Below are 19107 nucleotides of genomic sequence, written 5' to 3' on the forward strand. Positions count from 1 at the left end.
TCACTCAATTTTCTGGTTTCAACCGCCGGCTGACCAACTTGATTGCGGGCGAGGAATGAAGATCGGCAGTGACAAGTCGCTTGGCTTGCTGTAGCAAGGTGTCATGTCGATCGCTTGCGCCTATGTTTCCCGATTTTATTATTTCCGTGCCTCGGTGCGGAAGCGGGAACGTGCGTAGTCAAGAGAGACGCAACTTCACCCGACCAACCGCTAGTCAACCTGGCGGTTTTTTTATGCGCCCGGTATGACCTCCTGGAGACCAATACCGTGACGAACCCCACAGACGACCTGCGCATTACCAATATCGTCGAACTTTCCTCGCCTGCACGCATCATCGATGAGTTGCCGCGTGACGAGGCTGTCAGCAAGACGGTGCTCGGCGCACGCCGCGCCATCCATGATATTTTGACCAAGAAAGACGACAGGCTTCTCGTCGTTGTTGGCCCCTGCTCCATCCATGATCCGGTTGCTGCGATCGACTACGCCAAGCGGCTCAAGGCACAGCGCGACCGGCTGCAGGACGACCTCGAGATTGTCATGCGCGTCTACTTCGAAAAGCCGCGGACGACGGTCGGCTGGAAAGGTCTGATCAACGATCCCGGCCTGGACGGCAGCTTCCGGATCGAGGATGGTCTGCGCATCGCCCGCAAGCTGCTGCTCGATGTGAATGAACTCGGCCTGCCGGCGGGCTGCGAGTTCCTCGATACGATCACGCCGCAATACATCGCCGACCTTGTAAGCTGGGGTGCCATCGGTGCGCGCACGACTGAAAGCCAGGTCCACAGAGAGCTCGCCTCGGGTCTCTCCTCGGCGATCGGCTTCAAGAACGGCACCACCGGTGATGTGCGTATCGCCCTCGACGCCATCATGGCCGCTTCGCAGCCGCATCACTTTCCGGCAGTAACGAAGGACGGACGCGCAGCGATTGCATCGACGAGCGGCAATGAGGATTGTCACGTCATCCTGCGCGGTGGCAAGCAACCGAACTATGATCGCGAAAGCGTCGCGGCAGCAATGGCCGCGTCCCGCGACGCGAAGCTCGACCCGCGCATCATGATTGACGCCAGCCACGCCAACAGCCGCAAGAATCCGGAGAACCAGCCCACCGTCCTGCAGGACGTCGCGCAACAGCTAGCCGACGGCAATAATGCGATCATCGGCGCAATGGTCGAGAGCAATATCGTCTGCGGGCGGCAGGACCTGATCCCCGGTAAGCCGCTCGTCTACGGCCAGAGCGTCACGGACGGCTGCATCGACTGGCCGACAACAGTTCAAACCCTCGAGACACTGGCATCGGGTGTCAAGGCACGCCGCGCGGCCAGCAACTTAAAACCTTAAGCGTTCGGCGGAGCGCAGACTGTTGCGCTCCGCCTTGCCAATCTTTGGCTGCAGCCGGGCCATTTGACCGAGGTGGCCAATGGCGTCCCGATCACTCGACGGAAATATCGAGGATCATTTCGGCGGCCGCTATGCATGCCACCCGGGCCACGTCTTCCGCGAAAAACCCGTCGAACTACGATCCGACTTCAAGCCAACTTTGCCAGGTTGTGCGGCTATCCTTGAATTCATGAAGCTTAAGGCATGACACGACAGCAAACAGCGATACGCCGGACGTGGGGTATTGACCGCGCTGGGCGACAACTTCAAAAGTGCCTTCTTGACGTTTATTTCACGCTGCGGGCTGCTCAATGTCTTCGGAGACCAAATCCAGTCGCGATGACTTGCTCGCCAAGGTAGGTGACATTTTCTACGCAAACGGCACCTATCTCGTCGGCATGGCGGAGCTGATCAAGCATCTGCAGACAACGAGAGTGACCTTCTACCGGCACTTCGCAAGCAAGGAGGAAATGATCGTCGCCTATCTGCAGCAGCGTGATGCGGCAGTCCGCGATCAGCTCGCCGATGTGGTGGGTGGGAGGAGAGGGACGGCAGCGGCTCTGGATGTTTTTTCAAATCTGGAGCAGAAAACCAGCGCCGAGAATTTTCGCGGCTGCGCCTTCTTCCTGGCGGCGATCGAGAATCCGCAATCGGCCAAAATCCAGAGTGCGGCGCGCAGCCACAAGGATTTTCTGAAGAGCTTTTTCCTCAGCCTGATGCAGAAGCCCGATGAGGCCCTCGCCGAGCAGCTCCTGCTGCTTTACGAGGGCGCACTGGCAAGTTCGGCCTTGCGGCGCGAGGCCGGGGCTGCTGCGACCGCCAGATCGATCGCAGCCCATCTCATGTCGGACGCCTGAGCGGTCAGCCCGGCAGAACGTCGATCAGGCCATCGCTTTCGTTGAAGTGAATGGTGGTGCCGTAAGCCTTGCTCATCTCGGCCATATCGGCGGCAATTTCGCGCGCCAGATCTACAGATGCGCAGGCCGGCAGGCCACGTTCCGACGGCCGCTTTCTGTTGAGATCGAGATCGAGAGCCACAAGGCGGACGCTCACCTTGCCGTCGACAATATCGAGCAGTGCGATGCAGGATTTCGAGAAGCGCGCGTCGCCATAAAAGCCGATCGGCTCGCCGGCGGCATTGCGCGCACGCGACATGTGAAGATGCGACGGCAGCGCATCCTTCGTGAAACCGTAGGCCTCGTACATCTCGGGCGTCATCTTCTGCATGCCGGCCTCGAATTCCATCAGCAGGCTGCCGAGCGAATAGAAGATCGGCTTGCCCTTGTAGAACTCGATGCCGCGCAGCATGTGCGGACCGTGACCGATGACGGCAGTCGCGCCGGCATCGATGGCGCGGCGGGCAAAATCCTCCAGGAACGGCGCCGGGCGCGGCGAATACCAATTCTCCTCCGTCCCTTCATGCGCATGCAGGCTGAGCAGCACGATTTCCGCGCGGTTGGCGGCATCGCGGACGTTTTCGAGGATGGCCTTGGCATCCTTCTCGTTGGCGTAATAGCGAATATGCGCGTGCGAGCCGCGCTCGAACTGCAGCGATCCTTCGAACACGGAGCCGAAAGGCAGGCGATCCGGCCCGGGATCCGCCATCACCTCGACATCCATCACTTCCTTTCGTCCGCCGGCGATGCCGAGCATCTCGTCGATGCGCCGCAGCTGTTGGAACTCGGTTTCCGGAAGCACATAGGCGCGGCCCCAGCGAAGCGGATTGAGACCGGCGCGCGCCGGTATGCCCGTGCCCGCCGTGCTGGCCGCAAATTCGGTCGAGCGGGTGGTTCCCGTCGAGATCAGCGCGATGCGGCCATCGCTCGTGTCGAGGAAGTGCGGCAGCCGCGCCTCTTCAAGGCTCCTGCCGATACCGCTGTGAATGATGCCGCGCGCTTCACAGGCCTCGATCGTATCGATGACGCCCTGCGGGCCGAAATCGCCGGTGTGGTTATTGGCGAAGGAGAGCAGGTTGATGCCGATCGATGTCAGCTCGTCCACCGCCTCGATGCCAACGGCAGTCATGAAGCGCCGCGGCGCCGGCGCCGTGGTGCGGGCGGGGCAGATGAACTCCGCGTTGACGAAGGCGGCATCGCACTCGCCGAGATATTCAAGCAGTTTTTCATCGAGGCGACCGGCGAGATTTCCACCGGAAAACAGTGCGTCACCACCAGCAACAACACGCATGCAACATTCTCCTGATCCGCCGGAACGTGCACCGAACCGACAAAGAAACAACAACTTGACTACCGCAACATTAGGCCGGACAGCCCGGCAAATATTCCAAATTGCGGCCCGCAATTGGAAAACTGTTCCTTCGGCGAAAGCCGATTCATGCGATAAGTAGCCCACTAGAACGGTCGTTCTACCTTATTGGTTAGAACGATAAGACGAATTGCGCAATGGGGCTCACATCATGTCATCAAAGACCGGCTGGACCGAAAACCGGCCGCCCGTTATCGCCTGCAATCTGGACCCCGAGCAGGCTGAGAAGCTGAGCGCCCACATAAGCCGGCCGACGGTTCTCCCCTATAGCGACACTGCATCGGCATGGGATGTGCCGAAGGACGCGGACTTCCTTTTCACCTTCTTTCGCGGCTGGGGCGCGGCACCTCGGCAGAAGCCGAATGGCTGGCCGTTCAATCTGAAATGGGTGCAGATCGCCTCTGCGGGCATTGATGCATTCCCCGACTGGGTTTTCGAGGCGCCGCTGGTCACCACCGGTCGCGGCATCTCGGCCGAAGCGATCGCGGAATATGTCGTCGCAACTATCTTCGGCCATGAAAAGCAGATGTTCGACGGACTGCTTGCGCGCTCTGCCGATGAATGGACGAAGCGCACGCTCGGCCTCGTCTCCGGAAAATCGGTCGGCATCTACGGTTACGGCGCGATCGGCCGCCGGGCTGCTGAAAAGCTCCATGCGCTCGGCATGACGGTTTCCGCCGTGAAGCGCGAGGCGCCGCAGGAAGCCGGCAACGTAAGGTTCTTCGCATCGCTGAAGGAGATGGTTGGCTCGGTCGATCACCTCGTTCTGGCGGTGCCGCTGACGCAGGCCACCCGCCGTTCGGTCAACGCGGAGATCTTTGCCGCCGCCAAGCCCGGCCTGCACGTCATCAATATCTGCCGCGGCGAAGTGCTCGATGACGATGCCCTGCTTGCGGCACTCGAGAGCAGCCAGGTCTCGGCCGCCACGCTCGATGTAACCGCGCCCGAGCCGCTACCGGCTGGTCACGTCTTCTACACCCATCCGAGAATTCGCCTGACGCCGCATATCTCTTGGTCTTCGGAAGACAATGCAGACCGCATCGCTGCCAAGCTGCACGGCAATCTCGACCGCTATCTGGCTGGAGAGACGCTGACCGATGTCGTCATCGCCGGGCGCGGATACTGACGTTGCAGGCCGGGAGGAATGAGTTTGCAAGTTAACACGACCAATGGCCGGCGCGACGCCACACATGTCCCGCTCGGTATCTTCCTGATCGCGATCGGGCTCGCCGCACTGTGGGTTGCGCGCGACTATGACACCGGCACCTTCACCAGCATGGGACCAGGCTTCTTCCCGAAGGGCATTTCGGGCTGCATGATCCTCATGGGCGTTCTCGTCATCCTGTTTCGCGGCAAGGATCTGCCTGAGGTGGAAGAGGACGGGCAAGAGGCGCCGACGGCAATCGCCCGTTTGCGCATCATCGGCTTGGTCACGGCCTCCATTCTAGTATTCGCCGCGACGCTTTCGCCGCTCGGCCTGCCGGTCGCGACCTTCTTCATGGTGACGATCGCCGGCTTCAGCCATCGCGGCTCGCAGCCGCTGACGATCCTCGCAACGGCAATCGCGCTTGCCGCCTTCGCGACCGCGCTCTTTGCCTGGCTGCTCGGCCTGCAGATACCCGTCCTGCCGGAGGTCCTGCGATGATCGGCGGCGTGGATGTTTTTGGCGGTATCGCCCTTGGTCTCAGCGTCGCGCTGACGCCGACCAACATATTCTTCTGCCTCGCCGGCTGCCTGATCGGCACGCTGGTGGGCGTTCTTCCGGGTCTCGGCCCGACGGCGACCATCGCCATTCTTCTGCCGCTTACCTTCGGCCTGCCGCCCGAGACCGGCCTCATCACGCTAGCGGGCATCTATTACGGCGCGCAGTATGGCGGCTCGACCACGTCGATCCTTCTGCGCCTGCCGGGCGAGGCCTCGTCCGTGGTAACCGCGCTTGACGGCCACGCGATGACGCGCAACGGGCGCGGCGGCGCGGCACTCACCGTTGCAGCCGTGGCCTCGTTTTTCGCAGGCACCGTCGCCACCTTCTTCATGGCCGCTTTCGCACCCATTCTTTCAGCCGCCGTGCTGAAATTCGGCGCGCCTGAGTATTTCATGCTGATGTTCCTTGGTCTGATCACCTCGGTCGTGCTTGCACAAGGATCGGTGCTGCGCGCCATCGCCATGATCTTTCTCGGCCTGCTGCTCGGCCTTGCCGGCACCGACATCAATTCGGGCCAATACCGTTATGACTTCGGCTTTATGGAACTCCTGAACGGCGTTCCGTTCGTGCCACTGGTTGTCGGTCTTTTCGGCGTCGCGGACATTCTGGTGACGCTCGAAAACGCGGTGCGGAACGAGAAGCCGCCGACGCTCAACCCGATCAGCAGCCTGTGGCCGACCCGCGAGGAAACCAAGCGCGCGACGCCCGCCACTATTCGCGGTACGCTGATCGGCCTGTTTCTCGGCCTGCTTCCCGGCGGCGGCGCCCTGCTCTCGTCTTTCATGGCGTATACGGCGGAAAAGCGTGTTTCCAAGACGCCGCAGAAGTTCGGAACCGGCATGGTCGAAGGCGTTGCGGCGCCCGAGGCTGCCAACAATTCCGGCGCGCAGACCGCCTTCCTGCCACTGCTGACGCTGGGCATCCCCTCCAACGCCATCATGGCGTTGATGGTCGGCGCGATGATGGTTCATGGCATCGTTCCGGGACCGCGCATCATGACCGGCCAGCCGGAGCTCTTCTGGGGCCTGATCGCCAGCATGTGGGTGGGTAACCTGATGCTGTTGGTCATCAACCTGCCGCTCGTCGGCATCTGGGTGCAACTCCTCAAGATCCGTTATCAGTTCCTGTTCCCGACCATTCTCACCGTCAGCATCGTCGGCATCTACGGCGTCGAGTTCACGACCTTCGACGTCTACCTGACGGCAATCTTCGGCGTGCTCGGATACTTCCTCAACAAGTGGCGCTGCGAGCCGGCGCCGCTCATCCTCGCCTTCGTGCTCGGGCCGATGATGGAAGAATATTTCCGCCGTTCGATGCTGGTAGCGCGCGGCGACCTGATGATCTTCGTCAACCACCCGATCAGCTTCGCAATGCTCGTGGCCACGGCTTTGCTCCTGCTCAGCATCTGCTTCCCCTTCATCCAGAAATTCCGGCAAAAGGCATTTGCCGAGTGACGCGCAAAGGATCTCACGACATGACCTTCAACCCGACCCGTCGCGGCTTCCTCTCCGCCGCATCTCTCCTCTCGGCCACCGCACTTTTCGGCCTTCCGGCCTTCGCCCAGGAGTTCCCGACGAAGAAGATCGACTACATCGTGCCCTACAATGCCGGCGGCATGAGCGACAACATCTCCCGCCTGCTCGGCGAGAAGCTGACGTCGCTGACCGGCCAGCAGGTGATCAACGACTACAAGCCGGGTGCCGGCGGCGCGATCGGCGCCAATTACTTCATGACCACGCCGGCCGACGGCTACACGCTGCTACAGTCTACCAACAGCTTCTACGGCATCATTCCGCTGGTGACCAAGGTTCAGTACAAGCCGCTCGACGATCTGGTTCCGCTGGTACTGGTTGGCGATGCGCCGATGGTGATCGCGGTCAACCCCGCTGTCGCCGCCAACACGCTCGGCGAACTCATCGCGTACGCAAAGGCCAACCCCGGCGCACTGGCCTATGGCACTTCGGGCAAGGGAACCGTCGGCCATCTGAGCGGCGTCTGGCTTTCCAACAAGGGCGGCATCGAGCTGCTGCACATCCCCTACAACGGCGCACCGGCGGCACTCCAGGCCGTGCTCGCCAATGAAGCGCAGATATTCATCGGGCCGGAAGCCGCCGAGCACATCGCTTCCGGCACGCTGAAGGGCATCGCGGTTCTTGGCGACACCCGCTGGCAGCAGTTGCCTGATCTCCCCACCACAGCTGAAGGCGGCATTAGCGGCTGGGCGCCGCGCAGCTGGCACACCGTCTCGATCCAGGCCAAGGCTCCCGACGCGGTCAAGGCCCGCCTCAACAGCCTAATCAACAGCATTCTCGAGCAGCCTGACGTGCGCCAGCGTGTCACCAGTTTCGGCCTCATCCCCGGTATCGAGACCCTCGAACAGGTTCGCCAGCGCGCGAAGGACGACAACGAGCAGTTCGGCATCCTGATCCGCGACGCCGGTCTCGCTCTCGCGCAGTAAATATCCGCCAACGGCGACAACAACATCCAGAGGACATCAAATGACAAAGACCATCGACTACTTCTTCGGCGTCGGCTCGCCTTGGGCCTTCATCGGCCTCGCCCCATTCGCCGAACTCGCTGCAAAGCAGAATGCGGTGATCAAGCCCTATGTCATTCCGCTGATCGAGGACAATGGCGGCATCTATTCGCGCAACCGCCCGGAGGCGCGCCGCGCCTACTGGATGAAAGACCTGAAGCGCTGGGCGGCCCTGCGCGGCAAGGTGTTGAACTTCGAAAATCGCGGAGCGCTCTCCGACCCGACGCCGGCCGGCTTCATGGTGATCGCCGCGATAGAAGGCGGCAAGGACTGGCTGAAGCTGGCGGGCGCGCTGCAGGAAGCCTTCTGGACCGGTGGTCAGGATATCGGCAATGCCGCCGTTCGGCGTGCGATCGCCGACGCGGCGGGCTTCGACGGCGCGGCGTTGAACGAGCAGGGTGCGAGCGAGGCGGTGCAAGCGGTCTGGAAGGCCAATTACGAAACCGCCAAGGCAGCCGGTGTCTTCGGCCTGCCGACCTACCGTTATGAGGACGAGCTCTACTGGGGCCAGGACAGCCTCCCCTTCCTCGAACGCCACCTCAAGGGCGAAAAGCTGGTCGCCTGAGCCAATCACAAGCCGGGCTTCACAGACATGCGGCCCGGCTTGTCTGTTTTGAGACTATTTCTGCGGAGTTGATCATGTCATCCACCCTTCCGTCGTCGCTTGGCGAAACACTGCGGCAGCTCTTCGGCGACCGTTTCTCGACGGCGCAGGCACTCCGCGAACAGCATGGCCGGGGCGAATCCCACCACACGCCGGCGATCCCGGATGCCGTGGTGTTCGCTCAGAGCACGGAAGAAGTGGCACAGATCGTTCGGCTTTGCGCGGCAGAGGGCGTGCCGGTCATCGCGTTCGGGGCCGGAACGTCACTTGAGGGTCATCTGACGGCGGTGCGCGGCGGCGTTTCTATCGATCTATCGCGCATGGCCAGGATCTCTCGCGTCAGCGCGGAGGATCTCGACTGCACGGTCGAGGCCGGCGTCACCCGCGAGCAGCTCAACACCCATCTCCGCGACATGGGGCTTTTCTTCCCGATCGACCCGGGCGCCAATGCCTCGATCGGCGGCATGGCCGCGACGCGCGCGTCCGGCACCAACGCGGTGCGCTACGGCACGATGCGCGAGAACGTGCTGTCGCTGACCGTCGTGCTCCCCAATGGCCAGATCATCCGCACCGGCGGCCGGGCGCGCAAATCGTCGGCGGGCTATGACCTGACGCGGCTCTTCGTCGGTTCCGAGGGCACGCTCGGCATCATCACGGAAGTGACGCTGCGGCTCTACGGCATTCCCGAAACCATCTCCGCGGCGCTCTGCTCGTTCGAAACCGTCGAGCAGGCGGTCGCAGCCGCGATCGCGGTCGTGCAGCTCGGCATACCCGTCGCCCGCATGGAGCTGATGGACCGTGGGCTGATCCATGCGGTGAACGGCTATTCGGGCCTGTCGCTGAAAATCGAGGACACGCTGGCCTTCGAGTTTCACGGCTCGCCCGCCAGCGTCCAGGAACAGGTCGAGATGGTGGAGGCCATCGTCGAGGACAATGGCGGCCGGGATTTTGAGTGGGCCAATGCGCCCGAGGATCGCAACCGTCTCTGGAAGGCACGCCACAACGCATTCTACGCCGTCGTGTCGCAGCGCCCGAACGCCAAAGGCTGGTCGTCCGATGTCTGCGTGCCGGTGTCGGAACTCAGCGGCTGCATCGTAAAGACCCGGGAGCTGCTTGAGACCTGCAGCGTGCCCGCCGCCATTCTCGGCCATGTGGGAGACGGCAATTATCATGTCGTTTTCGCGGTCGATCCGGACAACAGCGCCGAACTCGAGGAGCTCGCGGCCATCAACAAGAAGATGGTGCGATACGCGATTTCTGTCGGCGGAACGTCGACGGGCGAACATGGTGTTGGCTCAGGCAAGATCGCCTACATGCGCGAGGAACACGGCAATGCCGTCGACCTGATGGCCGTCATCAAGAGCGCCATAGATCCCCAGAACATCATGAACCCCGGAAAGATCCTTCCGCAATAGATCCCATATTTTCTCCAACCGGCCGTGACTACGAGGGCGTTTCGACATGAATGCGTTTAAACCTCACAGCTCTCACTGGGGCGCGTTTTCCGGCCGAATGGAAGGTGGCCGGCTGGAGATTAAGCCACACCCCGACGATCCGCATCCGTCGCCGCTGCTGGGCAATCTGGCAGCGATTGCCGATAGTCCGGTGCGCATCAGGCGGCCGGCCGTCCGGCGGGGTTGGCTTGAGGGAAAGCCCGGCCATGCGCAAAAGCGCGGTGCCGACGACTATGTCGAAGTCAGCTGGTCGGAGGCGGCCGACCTCGTCGCAGCGGAGCTTCGCCGGGTTTACGAGACCTTCGGCCCGACTGCCATCTTTGGTGGTTCCTACGGTTGGGCGAGCGCCGGCCGCTTCCATCATGCGCAGAGCCAGATCCATCGCTTCCTCAACGTGCTCGGCGGCTACGTGCGTTCCGTCAACACCTACAGCTCCGGCGCGGCGATGGTCATCATCCCGCATGTGCTCGGCCCCTATGACAGTTTCGACCGCAAGAGCGTCACTTGGGATGCGATCGAGCGCGGCAGCGAGCTGGTCGTCGCCTTCGGCGGCATGGCGATCAAGAACGCCGATGTGCATGGCGGCGGCATCAGCAACCATGTCGTGCTGCCGAAGCTAAAAGGCGCCAGCGCCCGCGGCGCGCGTTTCGTGCTCGTCAGCCCCTTGGCCGATGATTTTCCAGCCGAGGTGAATGCCGAGTGGATGCCCGTCGTTCCCGGCACCGACGTGGCGTTAATGCTCGGCCTCGCCCATGTGCTCGTCACCGAAAAGCTGCACGATCGCCAGTTTCTCGACCGCTACACCGTCGGCTACGACCGCTTCGAGGACTATCTCCTCGGCCGCGCGGACGGCACGCCGAAGACCGCCGAATGGGCGGCCTCGATCTGCGGTATCGGCGCTGACGCCATCCGTGAGCTCGCGCGCGCCATGGCGCGATCCAGGACACTGATCACCGTCAGCCACTCGCTGCAACGCGCTGACTTCGGCGAGCAACCGGTGTGGATGGGGATCGTGCTTGCGGCCATGCTCGGGCAGATCGGGCTGGATGGTTGCGGCTATTCCTATTCGCTCGGCGCCCTCGGCAATATCGGCAAGAGGCTTCTCGCCGTGCCGTTGCCGACGCTCAACCAGTTCAAGAACCCGGTGCCCGATTTCATTCCCTGCGCGCGGATCGCCGACATGCTGCTCGGCCCGGGCGAAGCGTTTCACTATAACGGCCAGGCTCTTCGCTATCCCGATATCCGCCTTGTCTACTGGGCGGGCGGCAATCCGTTTCATCATCACCAGGATATCAACCGGCTGCGCGCAGCGTTCCGGCGGCCGGAAACGATCATCGTGCATGAATCGGCCTGGACCTCGACGGCCCGACATGCCGACATCGTGCTGCCGGCAACCACGACGCTGGAGCGCGACGACATCGGCGCTGCGGATCGCGACCAGCTGATGATCGCGATGAAGCGCCTGATCGAGCCGGTTGGCGAAGCCAGGGACGACTACGAGATTTTTGCCGAGATATCGCGGCGGCTCAGCAAGTTCGAGCGTTTCACCGAAAACCGCACGAGCCGCGAATGGCTGGCCTTTCTGTTCGAGACGACGCGCCAGGCGCTCGCCGCCGGCGGCCACGAGGCGCCGGATTTCGAGACATTCTGGCAGCGGGGTGAGCTGTCCCTTCCCATCAAGCCTGACGATGGCGGTCCGGCGAACGGGTTCCGGCACGATCCGGACGCCTCTCCGCTGCAGACGCCGTCGGGAAAGATCGAGATCTTCTCCGAGAGGGTCGCGCGCTTCGGCTACGACGATTGCGGCGGCCATCCGAAATGGTATCCGCCGGGTTCAAGAGGAGAAGCCGGGGACGAAACCCGCTATCCGCTGCATCTGATCTGCAATCAGCCTTACCAGCGCCTGCACAGCCAGCTGGACTATGGCGCCTTCAGCCGCTCGACGAAGATCCACGGTCGCGAACCCATCCGGATCAATCCCGCCGATGCGATCACGCGCGGGATTTCGGACGGCGATATCGTCAGGCTGTTCAACGAGCGCGGCAGCTGCCTCGCTGCCGCCATCCTCAGCGACGACGTGCGGCCGGGCGTGATGCAGCTGGCAACGGGCGCGTGGTTCGAGCCCGCCGATCCTGAAGCGGAAACCACCATGTGCATTCACGGAAATCCGAATATCCTGACGCGCGACATCGGCACGTCGAAGCTCGCACAGGGCCCGACCGGGCAGATCACGAGGGTTGAACTTGAGCGCTTTACCGGCCCATTGCCGCCAGTGCGGATCTTCGAGCCGATGCGCTTCGTAGCGCGCGAAGACGATGCCGGCATCGGGGCCGCACTCGACGATCGGACGTGAGGTCCGCTCTTGGAAAACGCCCTGAAACACCAATCCACACAGCATCCAGAATCTCGGCAAATTAATCTATAAATTCCATAGAAAAAGAATAACTAGTCTTTCTCCGACGGGATGCGCTGCTAGGCTGTCGGTGATGAACTTAAAGCCGAAACGAGGGAGCTTTTCATGACCGACACAAAGACGAGAACGCACGGTCCGCACGCGATGTGCTCCACCATGCCGGCCCGATAACGCCGGGCTTTCCTCCCGCACCTATCGCTCATGCACCCTTACAAGTCGCGGCACTTCACCGCGGCCTTGCGCCCGCGCGTGTCCGCGACCCGACGCATAACCAAGATATCACTCCATCATCTGGATCACCCATGACCGAACGTTCCTCCCTGCTTTCCCTCTCCCGACGCCGCCTGCTGATCACCACATCCGTGGCCGCAGGTGCAGCACTAATTGCCTCGGCAACCCGCTTCGCGCAGGCCGCCGACGCGCCGAGCGAGGGTGGCGACATCACCTTTCTGATCGATTCCCTCGGCGACACCTGGATCCCGAACAACAGCGCGATCTCCAGTTTTCAGGGCCATATCTGGGGCCACGTCACCGACAAGCTGCTCTACGTCGACCAGGACGGCAAGGTCAGCCCCTGGCTGGTGGAGCGTTGGGAGCAGAATGACAAGGCAACCGAATTCACGCTTCATCTGAAGAGCGGCGTGACCTTCTCGGACGGAGCGCCGCTCGATGCGGCAGCCGTCGTCGCCAATCTCGATATCTGGTACGCGGGGCGCAAGAACGAAGGCATCAATCCGATAGGCCTCTTCCCCAAGACCTACGATCACGCCGAGGCCGTCGATGCAGGCACGGTGAAGGTCTTCTTCAAGAAGCCGACGCTCGGCTTCATACCGACGCTCGGCTATCACGGATCGATCCTGATCTCTCCCAAGAGCATCGCGCTGCCGGCCGCTGAGCAGGCCGACCTCAGCAAGACGGCCGGCAGCGGCCCGTTTGTGGTGGAAAGCTGGAAAGAGGGCGATCACGTCACGCTGGTCAAGCGCAAGGATTACAACTGGGGACCGGAAGCCGTCGGCCACACGGGTCCTGCCTTCCTCGATTCCATCACCTACAAGCTGGTGTCGGAACCATCCCTCAGGGTCGCCTCGGTTCAATCCGGCCAGGCCGATATCGCCTACAACGCCTCGCCCCAGGAGCTGAAGTCGCTCAAGGATGAAGGTTTCACCATCGCCACGCCGCGCTATCTCGGCTTCGTCAACGGCTGGGCGGTCAACACCAAGCTGGCGCCCTATGACGACATCAAGGTTCGCCAGGCCCTGCAGGCCGCCATCAATCGGCAGGAAATCATCGACACCGTCTATACGCCGGACTGGAAGCTGGCGACGTCCTTCATCCAGAGCAACGTGCCTGGCGCGACCGACCACAGCGATCTTTTGAGCTACAATCCCGAGAAGGCCGAAAAGCTGCTCGACGAGGCAGGTTGGGTGAAGGGCGCCGACGGCATTCGCAGCAAGGACGGCAAGCCGCTGGTGCTGACCATCCATTCCAACCCCTATCTCGCCACCTCCAAGTCGGTCGACGAACTGATCGCCCAGCAACTCGGCAAGATCGGCTGGAAGGTTGCAATCCGGGCCTATGATGTCGTCACCTTCGGCGAAAAGGTGAAGTTCGGCGGCGCCGCCGTCCCGACCTACGAGGTGACGCGCAGCTTCATCGACGCCGGCACGGTCGCCAGCATCCTGACGAACGCGAACAACGGCGAGAACTGGTTTGCGCTCGACGACCGCGACGCCAAGCTCAACGACCTGCGCGACAAGATCGCCGGCGCCGGTTCCATCGATGAACGCAAGCCGCTGCTCGACGACTTGCAGCAGTACATCCTTGACCAGGGCTATTTCATCCCACGCACGCAGATCGTCCAGCGCATCTACGTGCAGTCGCCAAAGCTGAAGGGCGAGGTCTACAACGGCGTCGCCTACGCCAGCTACTACACGGCCTCGCTCGTCGGCTGACGCGCGAACACCTGAAACATGTGAGGCATCGGCATGAACAATGTCTACCTAACCTACGCCGCCAAACGGCTCGGCCAGGCTGCCGTCGTCATCCTGCTGGCCTATGTGTTCACCTTCGTGGTCGTCAGCATCCTGCCTGGCGACCCGATCACCAGCGTCCTACGCAACCCGCAAAACGGCTTCAGCGAAGAAGAGATCGCCGAGATCATCGCCGCGCAGGGCCTCGACAAGCCTGTCATCGTGCAGCTGTGGAACGCGCTTTCCGGCTTCCTGACCGGCGATCTTGGCATGTCGATGCGCTCTAACAGGCCCGTCGCCACCCTGATCGGAGAGGTGCTGCCCTCGACGCTCATCCTGGCGGCGGCCGGCCTTGCGGTCGCACTGGTGCTCGCCTTGGCCGTCGCCTACGGCACCCGCTTCGTGCCCAAGCGGTTCGGACAGGGGGTGCTGCGCGGCTTTCCGTCGCTCTTTCTCTCCGTACCGAATTTCGTCATCGGCCTAGTGCTGATCCACGTCTTCGGCTTCCAACTCGGCCTCTTCAGGGTGATCAACCCCGACAGCGCCTGGGCGACCTTCTTTGCCGCCGTCGCACTCGGCATTCCCGTCTCCGCGCAGATCGCCGAAGTTCTGATCGCCAATCTCGACAAGGAAGCGGAGCAGGAATACGCAGCCGTTGCCCGCAGCCGGGGTATCGGGCAGATGCGCCTCTTCGTCCGGCATCTCCTCAAGCCCGCCTCGTTGCCCGTCGTCACCGTCGTGGCGCTGACCATCGGCGAGCTGCTCGGCGGCTCGCTGATCACCGAGACCGTGTTCGGGCGCACCGGCGTCGGCAGCCTTGTACAGAGATCGGTGAGCACGCAGGACTTGCCGGTTCTGCAGGCGATCGTCTCGCTCGGCGCTGTCGTCTTCGTGCTCGTCAACCTGATCGCCGATCTTCTCTACCCGCTGCTCGATCCTCGCGTGAAACTCCTCGGGGCCGCGAAGCGTCGACAGACAACGGCCGATGACAGCGCGCTCGGCACGACCACGGCGGTGCATCCATGAGCCTCGTTTCCAATCTCTCCCTCTCGAACGCAGGCGCCGGCCGCCTCGCTGCTCTGCGCCTCCCTGCCACCGTCGTGCTATCATTCGCGATTATCGCGATCGTGATCGGATGGTCGATCGCGCCGCAGTTGTTCACCAGCCATAGCCCTGTTGTCGGTGTTCCCGCCGACAAGCTGCTGGGCCCGAGCTTCGCGCATTGGTTTGGCACGGATCATCTCGGCCGCGATGTCTATGCCCGCGTAGTCTTCGGCACTGCCTCGTCCGTCTCCAGCGCGCTCGTCGCCGTCGTCATCGGCGTCGTGGCGGGCGGGTTGATCGGGCTGGTCGCCGGCTTTCTCGGCGGGTGGGTCGATATCGTCTTCGCACGACTGGTCGACGTGCTGCTGTCCATTCCCAAGTTTCTGCTGGCGGTCATCGTGGTGACAGCCATCGGCTTCGAGACCATCAACGCCGCCATCGCGACCGGCGTCTCGGCCGTCGCCTTCTTCGCGCGCGTTACGCGCTCGGAGGTCATCAAGACCCGGCAGTCGACCTTCGTCGAGGCCTCGTTCCTGTCGGGCGGTTCGCGCTGGTACATCCTCTTGCGCCATGTGCTCCCGAACGCCTCGCGCTCGGTATTGCCGCTCGCCGTTCTGCAATTCGGCGAGTCCATCCTCGTCATCGCCAGCCTTGCCTTCCTCGGCTATGGCGACCCGCCGCCAGCCTCCGATTGGGGCCTGCTGATCTCGATCGGCAAGGATTATCTCAAATGGCCCTGGCTCGTTTATGCACCCGCTTTCGTCACGATCGCGACCGTCCTCTCTGTGAACAGGATCAGCCGATGGCTTCGCAAAACAGACTGAACACCGCCTTCATCGCCAACCACGATGCAGTCGTCTCGCTTGGCGCGGCACCGCTCCTGGCCGTCGAAAATCTCTCGGTGTCCTACGGACGCCAGCAGGTGGTCCATGGCATCGATTTCGAACTCGGACAAGGCAAGAGCCTTGCGCTCATCGGCGAATCCGGATCGGGCAAATCGACGATCGCGCGCGCCGTGTTGCGGCTGCTGCCCAGCGGCGGCGCGGCGAATGGGAAGATCGTGTTCGGCGGTAAGGACATACTGGCGCAATCCGAGCGCCAGTTTCGGCCGCTACGCGGACGCAAGATCGGCTTCGTACCTCAGGATCCAGGCAACGCACTCAATCCCGTTCGCACCATCGGCGCGCAGGCGATGGAGGCCGCGACGCTGACCGACGAGCCCAACGCGGCGATCCGCAAGGCGCTCATCCTCGAAACCTTCGCGCAGGTCGGCCTCGATAATCCCGCCCGCGTCTACGAATCCTACCCGTACCAGCTTTCCGGCGGCATGCTGCAGCGTGTGCTGATCGGGCTCGCTGTGCTGCCCCGCCCCACGCTTCTCGTCGCCGACGAGCCGACCTCGGCGCTCGACGTCACCATCCAGAAACGGATCCTCGATCTGCTATCGCGCCTGCAGCACGAGCTCGACATCAGCCTTCTCCTGATTACCCACGACCTGGCGATCGCCGCCGAACGAGCCGATTCGCTGGTCGTGCTGAAGAACGGTACCGTGCAGGAAGCCGGCCGGACATCGACGGTCTTCGCCGCGCCGGCATCCGACTATGCCCGCAAGCTGCATGCCGATGTTCCGGCGCTCAATCCGAACCGCTACGCCAGGCTTCGCGACCCCGGCCTCGCGCTTCTCAAGGACAGCAGCCGCGTGCCGAAGATCACCGTCGGCGGCGTGACGAAGCGGTTCACGGTCGACGGCAAGACGCTGACGGCGGTGGACGACATCTCCTTCGAGGTCCCCGCGGGGACCACGCATGCGCTGGTCGGCGAATCCGGCTCCGGCAAGACGACCACCATCCGGCTGCTGCTCGGGTTGGAGGAACCCGACAGCGGCGCGATCACCGTCGCCGGTGAAACGGTGACCGGCCAAAGCCGGACCGCGTTGCGCTCGGTGTGGCGCCACCTGCAGCTCGTCTACCAGAACCCGTTCACCTCGCTCGACCCGACCTGGAAAGTCGAGCACCTCGTTCGCGAACCGCTCGACAGGTTTAAGATCGGCACGCCTGGGGAGCGCGACCTTCGCGTCCGCGAGGCCCTGGCCGATGTCGGGCTTGGCGAGCATCTGCTGGGCCGCAAGCCGGGCGCGCTATCAGGCGGCCAGCGCCAGCGCGTGGCGATCGCCAGATCGCTGGTGCTGAGACCTGATGTCATCGTGCTCGACGAACCGACCTCCGCGCTCGATGTCAGCGTTCAGGCCGATATCGTCGAGGTGCTGCTGTCGCTGCAGGCAAAGCTCGGCCTGACCTATGTCTTCGTCTCGCACGATCTGGCCCTGGTCCGCCAGCTCGCGCACTCCGTCTCGGTCATGCGGCAAGGTCGTATCGTCGAGCATGGAACGGTCGCCGAAATCTTCGGCGCGCCGAAGGATCCCTACACCGCGTCCCTGCTGGAATCGATCCCCGCGGGGATCGCCGAAGCCGCCCCCGCGCCGCGCGGCAAGCTCCGGCAAGTCAAGCGTCAGGAACAAATCGCATGACCATCGCCGCATCCGCCAACACCGTGCCGGTGGGCTTCCGGCCGAAGCAACGGCTGGGTTTCAATACCCGCGTGTCGTTCAGCGACGACACCGGGCCGGCGCAAGGCCTGAAGGATGGTATCGAGCTGTTCAGGCAGGCCGAGGCGCTCGGCTACCAATCGGGTTGGGCCTACCAGCGGCACTTCGACCACTATCTGTCCTCGCCACTCCCCTTCTTCGCCGCCGCCGGCCAGCACACCAGCCGCATCACGCTCGGATCGGCGGTGATCCCGATGCGCTATCAGGACCCGATCCTGCTTGCCGAGGCCGCCGGCACCACGGATCTCCTGATCGGCGGCCGGTTGGAGCTGGCGATCTCGACGGGCGCAAGCGCTGCCTTCGACGCCGTGTTCGGCGCCACGGACACCGATGCACGCACGGAAGCCAAGCGCCGCCAGGCGCGGTTTCTCGCGGCGATCTCGGGTCAGGTGCTTCATACGGTGACCGAACCAGGCCAGGGTGCGCCTGCGGGCGCCGAGCTACGGGTGACGCCCCACAGCCCGACATTGCGCGCGCGTATCCGCCAGGGCTCGGCGAGCCTGAGCTCGGCCGTGCAGGCGGCCGAACTCGGCATCGGCCTGATCTCGGGAACCGTGCTGCACGACCTCGACGAGGGCGAGACCTTCGGCCAGTACCAGGCCCGGATCATCGAAGCCTACCGGTCGACCTGGCGCAGGCTCTGGAAAACCGAACCGCCTCCGGTCGCCGTCGCCGCCTCGATCCTTGTCGGCACGAGCGCCGAACTGCGCGAGAAATACGCCGCCTACGATCTCGAACGGCGAACCAAGGGCATTGCCGCATCGCGCCCCAACGGCGCGCTCGCACCGCCGACGCAATCCGCCGATCTCAGGATCTCGCCAGTGTTTCAAGGCGCGCCCGACGAGGTGATCGACGCCGTCTTCAACGACCCGGGCATTGCGGCCGCCGACGAGGTGGTGCTGTTTCTGCCCCCCGCCTTTGGCCTGCCCGACAACATCAGGCTGCTGACCGACCTTTCCCGCACGGTCGCGCCAGCACTTGGCTGGACACCCAGCTTTTAGCCCCACGCAGAGCAGACATCACGACCACCGCCTTCACTCAAAGCCGCACGGCAGCAAAATATTCTATCTTTTCTATAGAAATAGAAATGCCTCTCTTCATTCTCAATTCGCCACTGCTTAACGTCCAAGCACT

15 protein-coding genes are annotated in these 19107 nt (G+C 63.0%); 14 read left to right on the forward strand and 1 reads right to left on the reverse strand.

Annotation, left to right across the window (positions count from 1 at the left end):
* The first annotated feature begins 267 nt into the window (after positions 1-267).
* Both J5286_RS09300 and J5286_RS09305 read left to right on the forward strand, forming a co-directional pair.
* On the forward strand, positions 268-1338 hold the full coding sequence (locus tag J5286_RS09300) for a 3-deoxy-7-phosphoheptulonate synthase (protein WP_209190078.1): 1071 nt from the start codon (positions 268-270) through the stop codon (positions 1336-1338).
* A 350-nt stretch (positions 1339-1688) separates the two neighbouring features.
* Entirely contained in the window at positions 1689-2234 is a 546-nt protein-coding gene (locus J5286_RS09305) for a TetR/AcrR family transcriptional regulator (protein WP_209190079.1), read from the forward strand.
* Positions 2235-2238: 4 nt separating this feature from the next.
* Here the strand turns inward: J5286_RS09305 and J5286_RS09310 are convergent, their stop codons facing one another.
* Positions 2239-3564 carry a CapA family protein gene (locus tag J5286_RS09310; protein WP_209190080.1) on the reverse strand — a complete coding sequence of 442 codons (1326 nt, stop codon included), beginning with the start codon at positions 3562-3564 and terminating at the stop codon, positions 2239-2241.
* Positions 3565-3793: 229 nt separating this feature from the next.
* On the opposite strand from J5286_RS09310, the gene J5286_RS09315 reads away from it, so the two are divergent.
* From J5286_RS09315 to J5286_RS09370, 12 genes are all read left to right on the forward strand, one after another.
* The gene (locus tag J5286_RS09315) at positions 3794-4768 is read left to right on the forward strand and encodes an NAD(P)-dependent oxidoreductase (protein WP_209190081.1); all 975 of its coding nucleotides are present in this window, start codon (positions 3794-3796) and stop codon (positions 4766-4768) included.
* An 18-nt stretch (positions 4769-4786) separates the two neighbouring features.
* Positions 4787-5287, forward strand: a complete 501-nt coding sequence (locus J5286_RS09320) for a tripartite tricarboxylate transporter TctB family protein (protein WP_209190082.1) — start codon at positions 4787-4789, stop codon at positions 5285-5287.
* Entirely contained in the window at positions 5284-6801 is a 1518-nt protein-coding gene (locus tag J5286_RS09325) for a tripartite tricarboxylate transporter permease (RefSeq protein WP_209190083.1), read from the forward strand. Before J5286_RS09320 ends, J5286_RS09325 begins: the two co-directional genes overlap by 4 nt.
* Positions 6802-6821: 20 nt before the next feature.
* Positions 6822-7805, forward strand: a complete 984-nt coding sequence (locus J5286_RS09330) for a Bug family tripartite tricarboxylate transporter substrate binding protein (protein ID WP_209190084.1) — start codon at positions 6822-6824, stop codon at positions 7803-7805.
* Positions 7806-7845: 40 nt separating this feature from the next.
* The gene (locus J5286_RS09335) at positions 7846-8448 is read left to right on the forward strand and encodes a 2-hydroxychromene-2-carboxylate isomerase (protein WP_209190085.1); all 603 of its coding nucleotides are present in this window, start codon (positions 7846-7848) and stop codon (positions 8446-8448) included.
* 74 nt (positions 8449-8522) lie between these two features.
* Positions 8523-9902: an FAD-binding oxidoreductase gene (locus tag J5286_RS09340; RefSeq protein ID WP_209190086.1), complete on the forward strand. Its 1380-nt coding sequence runs from the start codon at positions 8523-8525 to the stop codon at positions 9900-9902.
* 46 nt (positions 9903-9948) lie between these two features.
* The gene (locus tag J5286_RS09345; protein ID WP_209190087.1) at positions 9949-12294 is read left to right on the forward strand and encodes a molybdopterin guanine dinucleotide-containing S/N-oxide reductase; all 2346 of its coding nucleotides are present in this window, start codon (positions 9949-9951) and stop codon (positions 12292-12294) included.
* 362 nt (positions 12295-12656) lie between these two features.
* On the forward strand, positions 12657-14306 hold the full coding sequence (locus tag J5286_RS09350; RefSeq protein ID WP_209190088.1) for an ABC transporter substrate-binding protein: 1650 nt from the start codon (positions 12657-12659) through the stop codon (positions 14304-14306).
* 33 nt (positions 14307-14339) lie between these two features.
* Positions 14340-15350: an ABC transporter permease gene (locus tag J5286_RS09355; protein ID WP_209190089.1), complete on the forward strand. Its 1011-nt coding sequence runs from the start codon at positions 14340-14342 to the stop codon at positions 15348-15350.
* Positions 15347-16192, forward strand: coding sequence for an ABC transporter permease (locus J5286_RS09360; protein WP_209190090.1), 846 nt, complete (start codon positions 15347-15349; stop codon positions 16190-16192). The genes J5286_RS09355 and J5286_RS09360 overlap by 4 nt, the downstream gene beginning before the upstream one ends.
* Positions 16171-17895 (forward strand): dipeptide ABC transporter ATP-binding protein, encoded by a 1725-nt coding sequence (locus J5286_RS09365; RefSeq protein WP_209190091.1) that lies wholly within the window; start codon positions 16171-16173, stop codon positions 17893-17895. The genes J5286_RS09360 and J5286_RS09365 overlap by 22 nt, the downstream gene beginning before the upstream one ends.
* The gene (locus J5286_RS09370) at positions 17892-18974 is read left to right on the forward strand and encodes an LLM class flavin-dependent oxidoreductase (protein ID WP_209190092.1); all 1083 of its coding nucleotides are present in this window, start codon (positions 17892-17894) and stop codon (positions 18972-18974) included. The genes J5286_RS09365 and J5286_RS09370 overlap by 4 nt, the downstream gene beginning before the upstream one ends.
* Positions 18975-19107: the final 133 nt, after the last annotated feature.

Source organism: Rhizobium sp. 16-488-2b (assembly GCF_017741815.1).
Classification (GTDB): Bacteria; Pseudomonadota; Alphaproteobacteria; order Rhizobiales; family Rhizobiaceae; genus Rhizobium.

What these genes read in the sequence shown, in the direction of transcription:
- J5286_RS09305 (WP_209190079.1), top strand. Translation starts at nt 1,689, where the DNA reads ATGTCTTCGGAGACCAAATCCAGTCGCGATGACTTGCTCGCCAAGGTA.
- J5286_RS09310 (WP_209190080.1), bottom strand. Translation starts at nt 3,564, where the DNA reads ATGCGTGTTGTTGCTGGTGGTGACGCACTGTTTTCCGGTGGAAATCTC.
- J5286_RS09315 (WP_209190081.1), top strand. Translation starts at nt 3,794, where the DNA reads ATGTCATCAAAGACCGGCTGGACCGAAAACCGGCCGCCCGTTATCGCC.
- J5286_RS09320 (WP_209190082.1), top strand. Translation starts at nt 4,787, where the DNA reads ATGAGTTTGCAAGTTAACACGACCAATGGCCGGCGCGACGCCACACAT.
- J5286_RS09325 (WP_209190083.1), top strand. Translation starts at nt 5,284, where the DNA reads ATGATCGGCGGCGTGGATGTTTTTGGCGGTATCGCCCTTGGTCTCAGC.
- J5286_RS09330 (WP_209190084.1), top strand. Translation starts at nt 6,822, where the DNA reads ATGACCTTCAACCCGACCCGTCGCGGCTTCCTCTCCGCCGCATCTCTC.
- J5286_RS09335 (WP_209190085.1), top strand. Translation starts at nt 7,846, where the DNA reads ATGACAAAGACCATCGACTACTTCTTCGGCGTCGGCTCGCCTTGGGCC.
- J5286_RS09340 (WP_209190086.1), top strand. Translation starts at nt 8,523, where the DNA reads ATGTCATCCACCCTTCCGTCGTCGCTTGGCGAAACACTGCGGCAGCTC.
- J5286_RS09345 (WP_209190087.1), top strand. Translation starts at nt 9,949, where the DNA reads ATGAATGCGTTTAAACCTCACAGCTCTCACTGGGGCGCGTTTTCCGGC.
- J5286_RS09350 (WP_209190088.1), top strand. Translation starts at nt 12,657, where the DNA reads ATGACCGAACGTTCCTCCCTGCTTTCCCTCTCCCGACGCCGCCTGCTG.
- J5286_RS09355 (WP_209190089.1), top strand. Translation starts at nt 14,340, where the DNA reads ATGAACAATGTCTACCTAACCTACGCCGCCAAACGGCTCGGCCAGGCT.
- J5286_RS09360 (WP_209190090.1), top strand. Translation starts at nt 15,347, where the DNA reads ATGAGCCTCGTTTCCAATCTCTCCCTCTCGAACGCAGGCGCCGGCCGC.
- J5286_RS09365 (WP_209190091.1), top strand. Translation starts at nt 16,171, where the DNA reads ATGGCTTCGCAAAACAGACTGAACACCGCCTTCATCGCCAACCACGAT.
- J5286_RS09370 (WP_209190092.1), top strand. Translation starts at nt 17,892, where the DNA reads ATGACCATCGCCGCATCCGCCAACACCGTGCCGGTGGGCTTCCGGCCG.